We start from the raw sequence: 19,101 nt of genomic DNA on the forward strand, positions 1-19,101 counted from the left end.
CGATGCCCCGATAGTGTGGTGGACCCGCCCGTCCGGTGACCTTTCCGTGACCTTGACCAATCCGGAACCGGACGGCGGACCGCAGCACCTGGAGGTACCTGCCGTGTCCTTGCCCGCCGTCCTACTGGCCGCCGGTTCGTCGCCGTCGCCGACTCCCTCGGAGTCGACGACCCCGGCGGTCCCCACGCTCCAGGACGCCCAGCAGAGCGCGACCAACGCCGCCAGCTGGGTCGAGCAGAACTGGTCCACCTGGCTCGCCATCGGTCTCAGGGTCCTGCTGATCCTGGTGATCGCCGGGGTGCTGAGAGCGGTCGTGCAGCGGGCGATCACCAAGCTGATAGACCGCATGACCCGCACCGCCCAGGCCGTGGACGGCACGGCGCTCGGTGGACTGCTGGTCAACACCGAGCGCCGGCGCCAGCGCTCCCAGGCGATCGGCTCGGTGCTGCGCTCGGTCGCCTCCTTCGCGATCATGGGCACCGCGGCACTGATGATCCTGGCCGCGTTCCAGATCAACCTGGCCCCGCTGCTGGCCTCCGCCGGTGTCGCGGGCGTGGCGATCGGTTTCGGCGCCCGCAACCTGGTCACGGACTTCCTCTCCGGCGTCTTCATGATCCTGGAGGACCAATACGGGGTCGGTGACACGATCGACGCGGGCGTCGCCTCCGGCGAGGTGATCGAGGTCGGCCTGCGCGTGACCAAGCTGCGCGGCGCCAGCGGCGAGATCTGGTACGTCCGCAACGGCGAGGTCAAGCGCATCGGCAACCTCTCCCAGGGCTGGGCGACGGCCGGCGTGGACGTGACCGTGAAGGCGAACGAGGAACTGGACCGGGTGAAGTCCACCCTCGACGAGGTCGCCGAGAAGATGAGCGCGGAGGAGCCCTGGAACGAGCTCCTGTGGAGCCCGATCGAGGTCCTCGGCCTGGACAGCGTGCTCCTCGACTCGATGGTGGTGCGGGTCTCCGCGAAGACCATGCCCGGCAAGTCCCTCACCGTGGAACGCGAGCTGCGCTGGCGCGTCAAGCGCGCCTTCGACGCCGCGAACATCCGCATCGTGGGCGGCGCGACGGCCCCGCTGGACGAGGAGCCCGTCGACCCGACGGCAGCGGTCTCGGCCCCCTCGGCGCTCTCCAACCCCGACTCCCCGCAGGCGGCGGCCGCATCGCCGCTCGCCCAGCAGCGCTCGGCGGCGCCCAAGTAGGGGCCGGCCGGCCCCACCACCCACTCCCACCGCCCCCGAGGTAACGAGTCTGTTGCCTCGGGGGCGGTTCCTATTGACGCCTCCTTCGCCCTGGGCTTACGTTCCTCTCCAGCCAATAGGAAACTTTCCTAACAGTGATCAACGGCCACCCGCACAGTGATCAGTGAGAAGCTGAGCAGTCGAGCTGGGCAGTCGAAAGGCAGGTGTCGACCACATGGCAGGAACAGCCGGTACGCCGGGAACCCCGCGCGTCCTGCGCGCCATGAACGACCGCGCCGCCCTGGACCTCCTCCTGGAGCACGGGCCCCTGTCCCGCACCCGGATCGGCAAGCTCACCGGCCTCTCCAAGCCGACCGCCTCCCAACTGCTCGCCCGCCTGGAGGCGGCCGGCCTCGTCCTCGCCACCGGCACCACCGAGGGACGCCCCGGCCCCAACGCCCAGCTCTACGAGGTCAATCCGGCCGCCGCGTACGCCGCCGGACTCGACGTCACCCCCGAGCGCGTCCTCGCCGCCGTCGCCGACATCACCGGCCGCAGGGTGGGGTCGTACGAACTGGCCACCCCGGGAAGGCGGCCCACCCAGCCCGTCGTCCGACAGGTCACCGACGCCCTCGACGGCGCCGTGAAGGCCGCGGGGCTCGCCCGTGACGACGTCCACCGGCTCGTCATCGGCACCCCGGGCGCCTTCGACCCCAACACCGGCCGGCTGCGCTACGCCTCCCACCTCCCGGGCTGGCACACCCCGACCCTCCTCGACGAACTCGCCGCCGCCCTCCCGATGCCGGTCGAGTACGAGAACGACGTCAACCTCGCCGCCGTCGCCGAACAACGGCTGGGCGCGGCCCGCGGGCACGAGGACTTCGTGCTGCTGTGGAACGAGGGCGGCCTCGGCGCCGCCCTGGTCCTCGGCGGGCGGCTGCACCGCGGCTGGACCGGCGGCGCGGGCGAGGTCGGCTTCCTGCCGGTGCCGGGCGCACCCCTGGTCCGGCAGGTGACCAAGGCCAACAGCGGTGGTTACCAGGAGCTGGCCGGTTCGCAGGCCATCCCCAAGCTGGCCCGCCGGCTGGGCATCGAGGAGATCCCGACCGGCCCGTACGCCGAGGTCGCCGCGACTCTCGTCGCCCGCGCCGCCGAAGCCCACGAAGCCCACGAGAGCGGTGCCGACCCGCACCGGCAGCTGCTGGAGACCTACGCGACGCACCTCGCCACCGGTCTCGCCTCCCTCGTCTCCGTCCTCGACCCGGAACTCGTCGTCCTCAGCGGCAGCTCGCTCACCGTGGGCGGCGAAGTGCTCCGCGCCCTGGTCCAGGCCGAGTTGGAGGAACTGGCCGCCTCCCGGCCCCGGCTCGTGGTCGGCGACGTCCGTGAACACCCCGTGCTGCGGGGCGCGTTGGAGAGCGCCCTGGTGGCCACCCGCGACGAGGTCTTCGACACCTCCCGCTGACCAGCCCGTACACCTTCTCGCGCACCCTCCGAACTCACCCCCCGCCTTCCCTCACCCACCCCGTCCCGCCCCTGGGAGACCTCGCCATGCCCGGAATATCCCGGAAAGCGGCCCTCGCTCTCGCCGCCTCCGCCTCCCTCGCCCTCCTCGCCACCGCCTGTACCGGCCAGTCCTCCTCCGGCGCCGACGACGACGCCTCGAAGGACACGACCATCAACTTCTGGCACGCGTGGAGCGCGCCCAATGAAGTGAAGGCCGTCAACTCCCTGATCTCCGGCTTCGAGAAGGCGCACCCCAACATCCATGTGAACGTCGTCGCCAACATGACCGACGACAAGATCAACCAGTCGCTGCGGACGGGCGGTGACAAGGCTCCGGACGTCATCTCCTCCTTCACCACCAACAACGTCGGCAAATTCTGCTCGTCGGGTGCACTGGTCGACCTCAACCCCTTCTTCAAGAAGGCGGGGATCGACCCGGAGACGACGTTCCCGAAGGCGATGAACGAATACACCCAGTTCGACGGAAACCGCTGCACGGCGCCGTTGCTGGGTGACGCGTACGGGCTCTACTACAACAAGACGGCCTTCGCGAAGGCCGGCATCAAGAACCCGCCGAAGACCTGGTCCGAATTCGCGGCCGACGCCAAGAAGCTGACCATCGCCCAGGGCGACAGCTACAAGCAGCTCGGTTTCATGCCGGACTACCATGGCTGGGAGACGACGACCGAGCACTACTTCGGGCAGTTCTCCCCGACGTACTTCGACAAGGCCGGCAAGTCGCAGCTCGCCACCGACCCGGCTTTCGAGGCCGGATTCAAGCTCCAGAAGAAGCTCGTCGACGAACTCGGCGGTTTCAGGAAGCTGGAGACCTACCGCTCCAAGCTCGGCGACGAATGGGGTGTCAAGCACCCCTTCCACACCGGCCAGGTGGCCATGCAGCTGGACGGTGAATGGCGCCTGGGAATGGCCGTGGAAGCAAAGCCGAAGTTCGACATCGGCGTGGCCCCGCTGCCCGTCCCCGACGACCGGGCCGACCAGTACGGCAAGGGCTACATCACCGGCACCATCACCGGCGTCTCCGCCGCGAGCCATAAGCAGAACGCGGCCTGGGAGCTGGTGAAGTACATGACCACGGACACGGACGCGGTGGTGAACTTCTCCAACGCCATCCACAACGTGCCCTCGACGCTGGCCGCCCTGAAGTCCCCGAAACTGAAGTACGACCCGCGCTTCAAGACGTTCCTGGACATCGCCGCGAACCCGAACTCGACCACGTCACCGGCGTCCATCAACGGCGGCGTGTACCTCGCGACGATCCAGAACTTCGGCTACGACTACGAGAGCGGAAAGGTCAGCGACCTGAAGGCCGGCCTGAAGAAGACGGCCGCGCAGATCGACACGGACATCGCGCAGGCGAAGTAGGCCGACGATGAGCACCGTCACCCTGGCGTCGAAGCGCAGGAAGCAGGCCCTGCGCACGGCCGCCTTCATGTCGCCCTGGTTGATCGGCTTCGCTGTCTTCTTCGCGTATCCGCTGATCTCGACGGTCTATTTCTCCTTCATGCACTACGACGGCTTCAAACCGCCGACGTGGAGCGGGACGAAGAACTGGACGTACGTCTTCGAGCACTATCCCTTCTTCTGGCCGGCCCTGCGCAACACCCTGTGGCTGGTCCTGGTCATGGTGACCCTGAGGGTCCTCTTCGGTCTCGGGGTCGGCCTTCTGATCACCAAGATAAAGACGGGTACGGGGGTCTTCCGCACCCTCTTCTATCTGCCCTATCTCGCCCCGCCGGTGGCCGCCACGATGGCGTTCGCATTCCTTCTCAACCCCGGTACGGGCCCGGTCAATTCGATCCTCGAAAAGGTCGGCATTCCGGCCCCGGGCTGGTTCAACGACCCCACCTGGTCCAAGCCCGCCCTCACCCTGCTCGCCCTGTGGGGCATCGGCGACCTGATGGTCATCTTCATGGCCGCACTGCTCGACGTGCCCCAGGAGCAGTACGAGGCCGCGGAGCTGGACGGCGCGTCGGCGTGGCAGCGGTTCCGGTACGTGACGCTGCCGAACATCTCGCCGATCGTGATGTTCGCCGTCGTCACCGGCGTGATCCAGACGATGCAGTACTACACACAGCCGCTCATCGCCGGAAAGGTCGCCTCGGGCGTGATCCAGGGCGCGGGCACCCAGTTCGAGCCCGGCTACCCGGAGAAGTCGACCCTCACCCTCCCCCAGCTCGTCTACAACCTCGGCTTCCAACGCTTCGACTACGGCTCCGCGTGTGTCGTCGCCCTGGTCCTTTTCGCCCTGTCCATGGTGTTCACCGCGTTCCTGATGCGGCGCCGGGGCGGTCTCAACCTGGCAGGTGACTGACCATGGCCCAAGTACTGGACAAACCCGTGCGGTTGAAGGCACCCGTCTCCCCCGCCGAGCGCACGGCCCGCCGCCGGTCGCTCCTGGAGTGGGTGGCGATCCACTCCCTCGGCGTGGCGGCGGCGCTCTTCTTCGTGCTGCCCTTCGTGTTCGTGTTCCTGACCTCGCTGATGAGCGACACCCAGGCACTCAGCCGGGACCTGATCCCGCACACCTGGGAGTGGTCCAACTACAAGAAGGTCTTCGACACCCCGGGCTTTCTGACCTGGTGGAAGAACACGCTGATCTACGCGGGCCTTGGCACGGTCCTCACCGTGGTGTCGTCGATCCCGGTGGCCTACGCGCTCGCCAAGTTCCGCTTCCGGGGCCGCAGTCTGTCGCTCATGCTGGTGATCTCGATGATGATGCTGCCGCCGCAGGTGATCATCATCCCGATGTACCTGTTCTGGGCGAAGCAGCTGGACCTGTCGGGCACCCTGTGGCCGCTGATCATCCCGATGGCGTTCGGTGACGCGTTCTCCATCTTCCTGCTGCGCCAGTTCCTGATGACCATCCCGAACGAGTACATCGACGCGGCGAAGGTGGACGGCTGCGGCGACTTCAGGACCCTCCTGAAGGTCGTCCTGCCCATGGCCAAGCCGGGCATCGCGGCCGTGGGCCTCTTCCAGTTCTTCTACGCCTGGAACGACTACTTCGGCCCGCAGATCTACGCCTCGGAGAACCCGGGCGCCTGGACCCTCTCCTACGGCCTGGAGTCCTTCAAGGGCGCCCACCACACCGACTGGAACCTCACCATGGCCGCGACCGTGCTGGTCATGGCCCCCGTGATCCTCGTCTTCTTCTTCGCGCAGAAGGCATTCGTCGAGGGCGTCACGCTCACCGGAGTGAAGGGTTAAGCCACACATGAAACTCACCGTGGTCGGCGGAGGCTCGACCTACACACCCGAACTCATCGACGGCTTCGCCCGGTTGCGTGACACCCTGCCCGTCGAGGAACTGGTCCTCGTCGACCCGGCGCCCGAACGCCTGGAGCTGGTGGGCGGTCTGGCCCGCCGTATCTTCGCCAGGCAGGGGCACGGCGGCCGGATCGTGACGACCGACGACCTGGACGCCGGCGTGGACGGCGCCGACGCCGTGCTGCTGCAGCTGCGCGTCGGCGGTCAGGCGGCCCGCGAGCAGGACGAGACGTGGCCCCTGGAGTGCGGCTGCGTCGGCCAGGAGACGACCGGCGCGGGCGGCCTGGCCAAGGCGCTGCGCACGGTCCCGGTCGTCCTGGACATCGCGGAACGGGTCCGTCGCACCAACCCGGACGCCTGGATCATCGACTTCACCAACCCGGTCGGCATCGTCACCCGTGCCCTGCTGCAGGCGGGCCACAAGGCGGTCGGCCTGTGCAACGTCGCGATCGGCTTCCAGCGGAAGTTCGCGGACCGGCTCGGCGTCTCACCTGCCGACGTCCACCTCGACCACGTGGGCCTCAACCACCTCACCTGGGAGACCGGCGTACGTCTCGGCGGCCCCGAGGGCGAGAACGTCCTGCCCAAGCTGCTGGCCGAGCACGGCGACTCGATCGCCGCCGACCTGCGGCTGCCCCGGGCCGTGCTCGACCGCCTGGGCGTGGTCCCGTCGTACTACCTGCGCTACTTCTACGCCCACGACGAGGTCGTACGGGAGCTGCGCACCAAGCCCTCCCGGGCCGCCGAGGTCGCCGAGATGGAGCGGCGCCTGCTGAAGATGTACGCCGACCCGGCCCTGGACGAGAAGCCGGCCCTGCTCGCCCAGCGCGGCGGCGCCTACTACTCGGAGGCGGCCGTGGATCTGGCGGCCTCGCTGCTGGGCGCGGGCGGCAGCCCGTACCAGGTGGTGAACGCCTACAACAAGGGCACGCTGCCGTTCCTGCCGGACGACGCGGTGATCGAGGTGCAGTCGGCGGTCGGTCCCAAGGGACCGCTCCCGCTCGCCGTGCCGTCCGTGGACCCGCTGTACGCGGGCCTGATGGCGAACGTGACGGCGTACGAGGACCTGGCTCTGGAGGCGGCGCTGCGGGGCGGCCGCGACCGGGTCTTCCGGGCCCTGCTCTCCCACCCCCTCATCGGCCAGTACGAGTACGCCGAAGGCCTGACCGACCGACTGATCGCACACAACCGGGAGCATCTCGCGTGGGCATGACCGCACGTGTCCTCGCCGTCGACGCGGGCAACAGCAAGACCGATGTCGCGGTCGTGGCGGCGGACGGAACCGTCCTCGCCACGGCCCGCGGCGGGGGGTTCCGGCCGCCGGTGGTGGGCGTGGACGCGGCGGTGGACGCCCTCGCCGCCGCGGTGTGCAGCGCCTTCGCCGCCGCCGGGGTGGAGTCGGTCGACCATGTCTCCGCGTGCCTCGCCAACGCCGACTTCCCCGTGGAGGAGGAGCAGCTGGCGGCCGCGCTGCAGGCGCGCGCGTGGGGCGCGCAGGTGGAGGTCCGCAACGACACCTTCGCCATCCTGCGCGCCGGCATCACCGAACCCCGGGGGGTCGCCGTCGTCTGCGGCGCCGGGATCAACTGCGTCGGCATGCGCCCCGACGGCCGCACCGCCCGCTTCCCCGCACTCGGCCGTATCTCCGGCGACTGGGGCGGCGGCTGGGGGCTGGCGGAGGAGGCGCTGTGGTACGCGGCCCGCGCGGAGGACGGCCGCGGCGCACCGACGGCTCTCGCCCGCGTCCTGCCCGCCCACTTCGGCCACGACACGATGCTCGCGCTCATCGAGGCGCTGCACCTCGAAGAGGTGGCGCCTCCCCGCCGCCACGAGCTGACACCGGTCCTGTTCGCCACGGCCGCGGACGGCGACCCGATCGCCCGCGCGATCGTCGACCGGCTCGCGGACGAGGTGGTGGCGATGGCGACGGTGGCTCTGACCCGCCTCGATCTGCTGGAGGAGGAGACCCCGGTCCTGCTCGGCGGCGGCGTACTGGCCGCCCAGCACCCCCAACTCAACGATGGGATCAAGGAGTTGCTGGCGGCCCGCGCCCCGAAGGCGGTGGCCCGGGTGGTGACGGCGAGCCCGGTGCTGGGGGCGGCACTGCTGGGGCTTGACCGGGTCCACGCGGGACAGGGGGTGCATGACAGGGTGCGCGCCCACTTCGAGGACGGCCCCCAGGACGGAACCGATCCGATTCCCACGACGTATTGATGGGCAGGGGGTGATGCGAGCCCCTGCCCTCCCGCCGGAGGCATCCGGCAGGGATACTGGCGGCGACGGATGACCATGGGGGAGGTCAAGGTGACACACCCGCCGAAGAGCAGTACGGCGCCACCGGGATCCGGCATGCCCACGATGCCGGCCGTGCCGCCGCAGCCGGGACGGCCCGTTCCCCCGCCGCCACCGGGTCCCACAGCCGTGTCCGCGCCCGTTTCGGCGCGCCGTACCGCCTTCGCGGAGGGTGCCGAGCGCCTGCGTGAGGCGGCGACGACCGAGCCGGGGCGGCTGCGCATCATCGGCGCGCTCGTCGCGCTCCTCGTCGTCGCGTTCGGCTCGGTCACCGCCTGGCAGATGACCGACCGTGCGTCCGCCGCCGACCAGGTGCTCAACCGCAGCCAGCCGCTGAGTTCCGACGCGGCCGACATCTACAGATCGCTCGCCGACGCCAACACGGCGGCGGCCAGCGGCTATCTCGCGGGCCCGCAGGAGAAGCCCGAGATGCGGCAGCGGTACGAGCACGACATCGACACGGCCGCGGACAAGCTCGTCAGGGCCGCCTCCAACTCCGACCCCGGGTCGGACTCCGCGAAGACCATCGCCGATCTCAACAAGCTGCTGCCGCAGTACAAGGGCCTGATCGAGACGGCCCGGGCCAACAACCGGCAGGGCTACCCGGTGGGCAGCGCCTACCTGCGGGCGGCGAACGAGCAGATGCAGCAGCAGATGCTGCCGAAGGCCGAGGACCTGTACCAGAAGGAGAACGAGCGGCTGAGCTCGGACTACGCCGACGCGAAGTCGTTCCCGTGGGCCGCCGTCGGCCTCGGCCTCCTCGCGCTCGGCGGCCTGGCCTGGGCCCAGCACCGCAACTACCTGCGCACCAACCGGGTGTTGAACCACGGTCTGGTCACCGCCTCGGCCGCCTCCGTGGTGGTCCTGCTCTGGCTCGTCGTCGGTCACACCGTCGCCCGCGCCGGGCTGAGCGACTCCTACGACCACGGCGTCCGCTCACTGAACGTCCTGCACGACGCCCGCATCGCGTCCCTGACCGCCCGCAGCGACGAGAACCTCAGCCTGATCCGCCGCGGCGCGGACACCGAGAAGGTGGGCGACAAGCCCGTGGACGCCTACGCCGTGGGGTACGACCGGCAGATCGGCGCGCTGGCCACGTCGCTCACCAAGGCCGGCGGTCTCGCCGACGACTCCGCGGGCAAGAAACCCGTACAGGACGCGAACAGCTTCATGAAAGCGTGGAAGGACCGGCACGTCGTCGCCCAGGGCCTGAACGACAAGGGCGAGTACCAGCAGGCCCGTGACAAGGTCATCGGTGTCGGCAAGGACCCGACGAGCGTGTGCTTCGACAATGTGGACGCTGCCCTGGAGAAGGCACTCAAGCACGAGCAGATCGAGTTCCAGCAGGCGGCGGGCGACGGCAAGGACGCGCTGACCGGCCTGCCGTACGGGGCGGCGGTCCTCGCCGTCCTGGGCGCGGCCGGCGCGGTGCTGGGTATCGGGCGCAGGCTTTCGGAGTACCGGTGAGAGGGGGCGTGGAGATGGATGCACACCGTCTGGCGCGACGTCTGCGGGCCGGCCTCCGGGGCTGGGGCGGCGTCGGCGCGATGGCGGCCGTGTGCGCCCTCGCGCTGGCCTTCGCGCTGCTGCTGCCCCTGACGCAGTCGAGCGGGGCGGCCGGCGCCGCGGGCAGCGGCGGTCAGGGCGTCGCCCAGGGCAGCCAGATCAAGGCCGACGACTGCAAGACGCTGAACGACCCGCAGGACCGGAGCCTGTCCCCGTCGGGCGGCGACGGCAGCACACAGACCCTCGACAAGATCAAGGCCCGCAAGGACCGGCGTCTGATCGTCGGCGTCGACACCAACAGCTACCGCTGGGGCTACCTCAACCCGAACAACTCCTCAGGTGCGCTGGAGGGCTTCGACATCGACCTCGTCCACCGGATCGCCAAGGACATCCTCGGCGACGCGGACGCGGTCTCGTTCAAGGCGATCCCCACCAGCCGCCGTATCGACGCGATCCAGAACGGCGAGGTCGACATGGTGGTCCGCACCATGACGATCAACTGCGACCGGCTGAGCCAGGTCGCGTTCTCCGCGCCCTACTTCAGGACCGGCCAGCAGATCCTCGCCCCCCGCACCTCGACGATCACCGGGTACAACGGCACGCTCGCCCACAAGAGGGTCTGCTCGGCCGACAGTTCGACGGCGCTGGACCGTCTGCAGGCGGACCGGAAGGCCGGCAGGCTTCCGGCCGGCACCGACATCAGGACGGTGGTGCCCAACCAGCTGGACTGCCTGGTGAAGTTGCAGCTCGGCGCGGTCGACGCGGTCGTCACGGACGGCGCGCTCGCCGCGAGCCAGGCCGCGCAGGACCCGACGGTGGAGCTCAAGGGCGGCCTGTTCACCGACGAGTACTACGGCGTGGCGATGAAACTGCACTCCGACGATCTGGTACGCCAGGTCAACCGGACCCTGCAGAACTACATCAAGGACGGTGGCTGGGCGGACTCGTACGAGAAGTGGCTGCACCCCACCATGGACCAGGGCGACAAGAAGTCGACGTCCGCGACCCCTCCCGCCGCCCACTACAAGTGACCGACCATCGGACGTACGAGACCACACCACGGACCACGACAGCAGCGAGAGGTGATCGATGGGCGTCACGGACCCCGCCGGGCCGGTGATGGACCGGGACGAGGTGGACCGTGCGCTGGCGCGGCTCGGCGCCGAGCACGAGGCGATCGAGACCTCGCTCCTCGCCCTCCAGGACCACGCGGGCCGCAGACTCCTGGAGGGCGCGGAGCTCACCGGCGTCACCAAGGAGCGCTGGGCTGCCGCGGAGACGTCGATCACGCTGCTGTGGGCGTACTTCGACGCGTACACGGACGCGCTGCGCTCGGCCCGTGAGATCCGCTCCCGCCGCCGCTGGTCCAGCCGTGAGGACCTGGTGGAGCTGACGGAGCTGCTGCGCGGCGAGTCCGTGACGCTCGCCGGCTCGACGACGGCCACGGCGAACGCGCCGACGCTGACCGGAGGTTCGGGCAAGCTCAGCCGGCAGTTCTCGCTGGCCGGCCTGGTCGACCTGATGAACGACCTGTACGCGACGAGCCTGGACATGGTCGTCACCGCCGACGCGGTCTGGTCGGCGCTGCCCGCGCGGATCGATTTACTGGCCGCGGAGCTCCAGCGCACCCGCAAGCTCGCCCACTCGGTCGGCGTGCGCCCCGGCGAGCACCCCTCCGGCGACGACCTGGAGCTGATCACGCGCACCCTGACGTCCCTGCGCGAGCAGGTGGTGTCCGACCCGCTCGCGTACTGGCTTCCCGCGCAGGGGAGTTCGGCGCCCGGCGGTGGCCGCCCTGACACCACGGTGTACGACCGGGAGGCGCGCGCTCTGGAGGAGGTGCGCCGGGAGATCGACGCCGTGCTCACCGTCCGGCAGGACGCGGAGCAGCGGCTGCTGCGGCTGCGGGACGTGCTCAGCCGCGCGGACCGCACCCTCGCCGAGGCACGCAACGCACGCGGGGAGGTCCTCGCGAAGATCGCCGCGACGGAGGTGCCGGTGGTCAGCGGTCCGCCGACCGTGCTGCAGGAGCAGCTGGCGACGGCGGCCGAGTACCGCAGACACGCCCAGTGGCACCGCCTGTCCCCGCTCCTGGAGTCCCTGGAGGAGAAGGCGGAGGACGAACTGCTGCGCGCCCGCGAGTCGTTGACCGCGGTCACCGCGCCGCTGGCGGTCCGCGCGGAGCTGCGCGGCCGCCTCGACGCGTACAAGGCGAAGGTCGCCCGGCACGGGTACGCCGAGGACCCGTTCCTGATCGAGCGGTACGACGCGGCGCGCCGCATGCTGTGGAGCGCCCCGTGCGATCTGCGCGTCGCCGAGCAGGCCGTGCTGCGCTTCCAGCACGCGGCCGCCGAAGTGTTGGGCGGCCCGCGCGTTCCGGGGCAGAGCGGGCCCGAGGACCGCAGGGGGCCCGGAGCGTGAGTGACAGAGGGGGTGCTGTGACGTCATGAGTCAGGCGCAGCAGAACTGCCAGCGGCCGGGGTGCGAGGGCGCCTACGAGGACGTGGGCGGCGGCGAGCTGTACTGCGACACCTGCGGCCTCGCGCCGGTCGTGTCGGCGAACGGCATGGTGAGTTCGCCGGCCACGGGCATCACGGGCGGCGGCAAGGGGTCGCAGGGCAGCGGCAGTTCGCGTTCCAGCGGCCGCAGCAGCCGTAGCAGCTCGCGTACGTCCTCGCAGTCGTCGAAGTCCCGGCGCTCGGTGTCGGGACGCCTGTCCCGTTCCCTTTCGGGCCGTTCCACGGGCCGTTCGGTGTCGGTCAGGAGCTCCGGTTCCTCCACGAACACCAGTGCCCGCGGCCGGCTGGGCGTCGGCCTGGTGCAGGTGCCGGACGTGCCGCGGCCCGAGCCGCGCGCGATGGTGCTGGACAACCCGGAGGTGCCCGAGCGCAAGCGGTTCTGCTCGCGCTCCGACTGCGGGGCGCCGGTCGGCCGGGCGCGCGGTGAGCGGCCGGGCCGTACGGAGGGCTTCTGCACCAAGTGCGGGCATCCGTACTCCTTCGTGCCGAAGCTGAAGGCCTCCGACGTGGTGCACGGCCAGTACGAGGTCGTGGGCTGTCTGGCGCACGGCGGGCTCGGCTGGGTCTACCTCGCGGTGGACAAGGCGGTCTCCGACCGGTGGGTGGTCCTCAAGGGCCTGCTCGACACCGGCGACCAGGACGCGATGGCGGCGGCGATCTCCGAGCGGCGCTTCCTGGCCGAGATCGAGCACTCCAACATCGTGCGGATCTACAACTTCGTGGAGCACCTCGACCAGCGCACCGGTTCGCTCGACGGCTACATCGTCATGGAGTACGTCGGCGGCAAGTCGCTGAAGGAGATCGCCAATTCGCGCCGTACGTCCGCGGGCAAGCGGGATCCGCTGCCGGTGGAGCAGGCGTGCGCGTACGGCATCGAGGCCCTGGAGGCGCTCGGCCATCTGCACAGCCGCAACCTGCTGTACTGCGACTTCAAGGTCGACAACGCGATCCAGACCGAGGACCAGCTCAAGCTGATCGACATGGGCGCGGTGCGCAGGATGGACGACGAGGAGTCGGCCATCTACGGCACGGTGGGCTACCAGGCGCCGGAGGTCGCGGAGGTCGGCCCGTCGGTGGCGTCCGACCTGTACACGGTCGCCCGCACCCTGGCCGTCCTGGCCTTCGACTTCCAGGGCTACACGAACGTCTTCGTGGACTCGCTGCCCGACCCGGACAACATCGAGGTCTTCCGGCAGTACGAGTCCTTCTACCGCTTCCTGGTCCGGGCCACCGACCCGGACCCGGCCCGCCGGTTCGCCTCCGCGCAGGAGATGGCGGAGCAGCTGACGGGCGTGCTGCGCGAGGTCGTGTCGCTGCAGACGGGGCGGGCCCGGCCCGCGCTGTCGACGCTGCTGGGGCCCGAACTGAAGGTCACGGACGCGGAGTTGTTCCCGAAGCTGGAGGGCGACGTGTCGCTGCTCGGGGCACGGGTGGCGAGCAAGCGGAACCAGCAGGGGAAGCAGCAGCAGCCCTCGCTTCCCGCCTCCGCGAACGGCACCCCGGCGATCGTCAAGCCGGTCAACTCCCCCGTCGCCGCCCTCGCCCTGCCCGTCCCCCGTGTCGACCCCTCCGACCCGAACGCCGGTTTCCTCGCGGGCCTGATGACGACCGCGCCGGCCGAGCTGCTCGGTGCGCTCGCCGCGGCGCCGGCGGCGTCGGTCGAGACCCGTCTGAGGCAGATCCGCGCCTGGCTGGAGAACGGCGACGCGTACACCGCGCTGGAGGCCCTGCGGAACCTGGAGGAGGAGCGTCCCGACGACTGGCGGGTCGTCTGGTACCGGGGCGTGGCCGCACTGGCGACCGGCGACCACGAGGGCGCCGCGCTCGCCTTCGACGCGATCTACGACGCGTTCCCGGGCGAGCCCGCGCCCAAGCTGGCGCTCGGCCTGTGCGCGGAGGTACTGGGCCAGCTGGACAACGCGGCCGAGTACTACCGCCTGGTCTGGTCGACCGACCCGAGCTATGTGAGCGCCGCGTTCGGTCTGGCCCGCGTCCAGCTCGCGGCCGGGGACCGCACCGGCGCCGTACGGACGCTGGAGTCGGTGCCGGAGTCGTCCATCCACTACACGGCCGCGCGGGTGGCCGCCGTCCGGGCGCGGCTGCGCGGGCGCGCGGCGACCGCCGCCGACGTACCGTTCCTGGGCGACCTGACCGCCGCCGCCGGGCAGGTCGAGGCGCTGGACGCGTACGGTCTGGATCCGGCGCGCCGGGAGCAGTTGTCGGCCGAGGTCCTCGGCTGTGCGCTGGACTGGATACTCTCCGGTGGCCAGGGTTCCGCACCCGCGGGACAGCAGGTGCTGCTCGGCAGTGACCTGGACGAGCGGGGACTCCGCTTCGGCCTGGAGCGCTCGTACCGCACGCTGGCCCGGCTGGCGCGGGGCGGCGAGGAGAGGATCGACCTGGTGGAACGTGCCAACCGTTACCGCCCCCGGACGTGGGTGTAGTTGATGTCGCAGATGCCCCAGCAGGCCGCCCTGTCGAACTGCCCGAGCTGCGAGTGGCCGCTTGAGTCGGGTGACCGTTTCTGCGGTGCGTGCGGATACGACCTGTCCGTAGTGCCCGTACCGCCGGACGACCATCCGACGGTCGCCCTGAACGGCTCGGTCCCGCCCGCGGGCGACGGTGGCGGCGCCTGGCCGCTCGCCGCCGGGCCGGGCGGCTCCGGCACCCCGGTGCCGGCCCATCTGCCGACGGACCTGCCCGGACAGAGCTCGGGCGGCTCCCCGCTGCCGCCGGAGCAGTCACCGCCCACCGGATCGCCGGTGTCCCCGGCCTCCGGCGTGCGCTTCGACCGGCCGCCGGAGCCCGACGAGTACCCGCTGCAGGCACCGGATCCGCGCGTCGCCGACCTCGCGGCGTCCGCCGAGGAGGCCAAGATGTGCGTGGCCTGCCGCGCCGGCCGCGTCGACAGCGACGGCTACTGCGAGAACTGCGGGCACGCCCAGCCCCGGGAGCGCGATCACATGGAGCAGGAGTGCGGCCCGCTGGCCGCCGTCAGTGACCGTGGCCTGCGCCACCACCGCAACGAGGACGCGTTCGGCCTCGGCCACACCGCGCTGCCCGACGGCTCCCCCGTGTCCCTGGCCGTCGTCTGTGACGGCGTCTCCTCGGCGACCCGCCCCGACGACGCCTCGCTCGCCGCCGCCCGGGCCGCGAGCGAGTCCCTGTCGGCCGCGCTGCCCCGCGGCACGCACCCGCAACAGGCCATGCACGACGCGATCGTCGCCGCCTCGCACGCGGTGAACGTCCTGGCCGACGAGCCCGCCACCGCCCGCGAGCACAGCCCGCACCAGAACGCGCCCGCGTGCACGATCGTCGGTGCCGTCGTCACGTCGGGGCTGCTGGTCGTCGGCTGGGTCGGCGACAGCCGCGCCTACTGGATCCCGGTGGACCGCGCCTCGCCTCCGGCCCGGCTCACCGAGGACGACTCGTGGGCCGCGCAGATGGTCTCCGCGGGCCTGATGAACGAGGCGGAGGCGTACGCCGACGAGCGCGCCCACGCGATCACGGGCTGGCTGGGCGCGGACGCCTACGAGCTGGAGCCGCACACCGCTTCCTTCAAGCCGGACCGGCCCGGTGTGGTGGTGGTGTGCTCGGACGGGCTGTGGAACTACGCGGAGGCGGCCGAGGAGATGGCCGAGGTCGTGCCACTGGATGCCGCGGTACGTCCGTTGCACAGCGCCCGCGTGCTGGTCGGTCACGCCCTGGACGGCGGGGGCCACGACAACGTAACAGTGGCCGTCGTGCCGTTCCCCGCCGTGTCTCAGGGGGCAGGATCGGACTGAGGCGGGCCCATCGAGCACGACGGGGTCGCGGCGGGCCGGAGGGGACCGGTCCGCATCCAGGTATCGCCTCGCACCTGTGAGGTTCTCAAGGGGGATTTGAGTAGGCATGGCCAATTTCTCGAAGTCCAACGTGCCGCAGTTCTCGATGGACGTGTACCAGAACGAGTACCTGCCGGACGGCGGCCGCGAGGTCAACGCCATCGTCACGGTCACCGCCACCGGCGGCGGCACGGTCGGCAGCGCGGTCGCCGCGCCCCACCTCTACGGGCCGGGACAGGGCCCGTCCGCGGGGGTGGCGATCATGGTCGACTGCTCCGGCTCGATGGACTACCCGCCGACCAAGATGCGCAACGCCCGTGACGCGACGGCCGCCGCGATCGACACCCTGCGCGACGGGGTGCACTTCGCGGTGATCGGCGGCACGCACGTCGCCAAGGAGGTCTACCCGGGAGGCGGGCGCCTGGCGGTCGCCGACGCCACCACCCGCGACCAGGCCAAGCAGGCCCTGCGCAAGCTCAGCGCGGGCGGCGGTACGGCCATCGGCACCTGGCTGCGCCTCGCCGACCGTCTGCTCTCCTCCGCCGACGTCGCCATCCGGCACGGCATCCTGCTCACCGACGGCCGCAACGAGCACGAGTCGCCGGAGGACCTCAAGTCCGCCCTGGACTCCTGTGCCGGACGGTTCACCTGTGACGCACGTGGCGTGGGAACCGACTGGGAAGTGAAAGAAGTCACAGGAATCGCCTCCGCCCTCCTCGGCACCGCCGACATCGTCGCCGACCCGGCCGCCCTCGCCGCCGACTTCACGCAGATGATGGAGGCGGCCATGGGCAAGGAGGTCGCCGACGTAGCCCTCAGGCTGTGGACGCCGGTCGGCACCGCCATCAAGTTCGTCAAGCAAGTCGCGCCCACCGTCGAGGAGTTGACCGACCGCCGCACGGAGGCCGGCCCGCGCGCCGGGGACTATCCCACCGGCTCCTGGGGAGACGAGTCCCGTGACTACCACGTCTGCGTCGAGGTCCCGGCCGCCGCCCTCGGCCAGGAGATGCTCGCCGCCCGGGTCTCGCTCGTCGTCCCGCAGCCCGACGGCAGCGCCCAGAACCTCGGCGCCCAGGGCCTGGTGAGGGCCGTGTGGACCGATGACATGGCGGCCTCGACATCGATCAACCCCCAGGTCGCCCACTACACGGGCCAGGCCGAACTGGCACAGGCCATCCAACAGGGGCTGGATCTTCGCAAAGCGGGCGATTTCGACGGAGCAACGGCCAAACTGGGCCGGGCCGTTCAGCTCGCGAGCGCCTCCGGAAACGCGGATACTGCGAAACTGCTTGCGAAGGTGGTGGACGTGGTCGATGCCGCGACAGGTACTGTGCGACTGAAGGCGAAGGTCGAGGAGGCCGACGAGATGACCCTCGAGACCCGGTCCACAAAGACTGTTCGTGTAAAGAAGTGACATAGCAAGCCGCGAGCCCGGCCCCCTGGGGTTGGAGAAACCCGGCCCACGGGCCGGAACAGGAGAGGGGGAAGCGCCGACATGCCGACCTGCCCGAACGGACACCAGTCGGGTTCCGACGACTGGTGCGAGGTCTGCGGTCACCGCATGGCCGGTGCCGTACCCCCGCCCCCTCCGCCGCCCCCGCCCGGCGGTGGCTACGGCTTCCCGCCACCCGGCCCGGGCCAGCCCGGTCAGCCCGGCGGCCGTCCGCACCTGTCCGCCGTGCCGGACACCCCCGAGCCGGAGCTCTGCCCGCAGTGCCGTACGCCCCGTGAGGGCGGCGCGCCGTTCTGCGAGGAGTGCCGGTGGAACTTCCTGACGAACACGGCGACCTCGTACACCCCGGCCGCCCCGCGCCCGCCGGCGCCTGGCCCTGCCGTGCACTTCCAGCAGCAGCCGCCTGCGGGACCGTCGTACGGCGGCGGTGACTCGTACGAGTACCAGGGCTCGCGCCCGTCCCAGATGAACCGTCCCGCCGAGCCGATCCCGCCGTTCGGCAGCGAGCCGTCCGGCCCCGCCGGGTTCGGCAACGACCCGCGCCCCGGCGGCCCGTACGGCAACGACCCACGTCCCGGCGGCCCGTACGGCAACGACCCGCGCCCAGGCGGCCCCTCCGGCTTCGGCGGCGACCCCTCCCGCCCGGTCCCGCCGCCGCCCGGCCCGACACCGACCACCGCTCCCGGCGGCCAGGGAGGATACGGCGGCCCCGGAGGGTACGGCGAACCCCAGGGCCCTGGCGGCCCCGGTGGTGCCCCGCAGGCGTTCCAGCAGCCCGGTCCGCCGGCCCCGCCCGCCTACCCGCAGGAGACGGGCCGGCCGCCGCAGCCCGGCGGACCCTCCGGCTTCGGCGGTGACGACGACTGGGTGATCTCCCCGCCGTCCGGTGGCCCGGGCGGTCCCGGTGGCCAGGGTGCTCCCGGCGGTCCGGGCGGTCCCGGTCAGGGCGGTGGCTACGGCTATCCGCAGCCCGGCTCCACCCAGGCCCCGCCCCCGCCCGGCCAGGGCTACCCGCAGCAGCCCGCCGGCCCCGCCACCTGGATCGCCACCATCGGTCCGGACCGCGAGTACTTCATGGCGATGATGCAGCGCTCCGGCCCCGAGGCCGCGGGTCTCAACCTGCCCGCGTACTCGCCCGAGCAGCAGCGCACCCTCAGCGGCAACCAGATCACCATCGGCCGCCGCCGGCACTCCACCGGCGAGTCCCCCGACATCGATCTGGCGGTGCCGCCGGAGGACCCGGGTGTCTCGCACCAGCACGCGGTGCTGGTCCAGCAGCCGGACGGCAGCTGGGCGGTCGTCGACCAGAACTCGACGAACGGCACGACGGTCAACGGCTCCGAGGAGCCCATCCAGCCCTTCGTGCCGGTGCCGCTGCAGGACGGCGACCGGGTGCACGTGGGCGCCTGGACGACGATCACGATCCGCAGGGGCTAGACGCTGCGCTTGCGGCGGCCGTTGTCCGGCTGCGGCAGCGTCGTGGCCGGTCGCGCGGTTCCCCGCGCCCCTTCGGGGCGCTACCGAACCGTCGGC

At 71.2% G+C, this 19,101-nt stretch carries 14 protein-coding genes; all 14 read left to right on the top strand.

The window, feature by feature from the left end; all coding sequences use genetic code 11:
* Positions 1-103 precede the first annotated feature (103 nt).
* Positions 104-1,201, top strand: coding sequence for a mechanosensitive ion channel family protein (locus OG870_RS16205; protein WP_266514511.1), 1,098 nt, complete (start codon positions 104-106; stop codon positions 1,199-1,201).
* A 214-nt stretch (positions 1,202-1,415) separates the two neighbouring features.
* On the top strand, positions 1,416-2,645 hold the full coding sequence (locus tag OG870_RS16210; protein WP_266514514.1) for an ROK family transcriptional regulator: 1,230 nt from the start codon (positions 1,416-1,418) through the stop codon (positions 2,643-2,645).
* A gap of 86 nt (positions 2,646-2,731) precedes the next feature.
* Entirely contained in the window at positions 2,732-4,069 is a 1,338-nt protein-coding gene (locus OG870_RS16215; protein ID WP_266514517.1) for an ABC transporter substrate-binding protein, read from the top strand.
* 7 nt (positions 4,070-4,076) lie between these two features.
* Positions 4,077-5,018: a carbohydrate ABC transporter permease gene (locus OG870_RS16220; RefSeq protein WP_266514520.1), complete on the top strand. Its 942-nt coding sequence runs from the start codon at positions 4,077-4,079 to the stop codon at positions 5,016-5,018.
* A gap of 2 nt (positions 5,019-5,020) precedes the next feature.
* Positions 5,021-5,914: a carbohydrate ABC transporter permease gene (locus tag OG870_RS16225; RefSeq protein ID WP_266514523.1), complete on the top strand. Its 894-nt coding sequence runs from the start codon at positions 5,021-5,023 to the stop codon at positions 5,912-5,914.
* Between the two features lie 7 nt (positions 5,915-5,921).
* On the top strand, positions 5,922-7,187 hold the full coding sequence (locus tag OG870_RS16230) for a 6-phospho-beta-glucosidase (protein WP_266514526.1): 1,266 nt from the start codon (positions 5,922-5,924) through the stop codon (positions 7,185-7,187).
* The gene (locus OG870_RS16235) at positions 7,178-8,188 is read left to right on the top strand and encodes an N-acetylglucosamine kinase (RefSeq protein WP_266514529.1); all 1,011 of its coding nucleotides are present in this window, start codon (positions 7,178-7,180) and stop codon (positions 8,186-8,188) included. The genes OG870_RS16230 and OG870_RS16235 overlap by 10 nt, the downstream gene beginning before the upstream one ends.
* A 90-nt stretch (positions 8,189-8,278) precedes the next feature.
* On the top strand, positions 8,279-9,733 hold the full coding sequence (locus OG870_RS16240) for a hypothetical protein (RefSeq protein ID WP_266840379.1): 1,455 nt from the start codon (positions 8,279-8,281) through the stop codon (positions 9,731-9,733).
* Between the two features lie 14 nt (positions 9,734-9,747).
* The gene (locus tag OG870_RS16245; RefSeq protein WP_266840377.1) at positions 9,748-10,803 is read left to right on the top strand and encodes a glutamate ABC transporter substrate-binding protein; all 1,056 of its coding nucleotides are present in this window, start codon (positions 9,748-9,750) and stop codon (positions 10,801-10,803) included.
* Positions 10,804-10,861: 58 nt separating this feature from the next.
* Entirely contained in the window at positions 10,862-12,193 is a 1,332-nt protein-coding gene (locus tag OG870_RS16250) for a hypothetical protein (protein WP_266514538.1), read from the top strand.
* 25 nt (positions 12,194-12,218) lie between these two features.
* On the top strand, positions 12,219-14,735 hold the full coding sequence (locus OG870_RS16255; RefSeq protein ID WP_266584538.1) for a serine/threonine-protein kinase: 2,517 nt from the start codon (positions 12,219-12,221) through the stop codon (positions 14,733-14,735).
* On the top strand, positions 14,736-16,076 hold the full coding sequence (locus tag OG870_RS16260; RefSeq protein WP_405624345.1) for a PP2C family serine/threonine-protein phosphatase: 1,341 nt from the start codon (positions 14,736-14,738) through the stop codon (positions 16,074-16,076).
* A 106-nt stretch (positions 16,077-16,182) separates the two neighbouring features.
* Entirely contained in the window at positions 16,183-17,529 is a 1,347-nt protein-coding gene (locus OG870_RS16265) for a vWA domain-containing protein (RefSeq protein WP_266584534.1), read from the top strand.
* Positions 17,530-17,610: 81 nt separating this feature from the next.
* Positions 17,611-19,005 (top strand): FHA domain-containing protein, encoded by a 1,395-nt coding sequence (locus tag OG870_RS16270; RefSeq protein ID WP_327691007.1) that lies wholly within the window; start codon positions 17,611-17,613, stop codon positions 19,003-19,005.
* Positions 19,006-19,101 lie beyond the last annotated feature (96 nt).

The organism is Streptomyces sp. NBC_00461 (assembly GCF_036013935.1).
GTDB lineage: Bacteria > Actinomycetota > Actinomycetes > Streptomycetales > Streptomycetaceae > Streptomyces.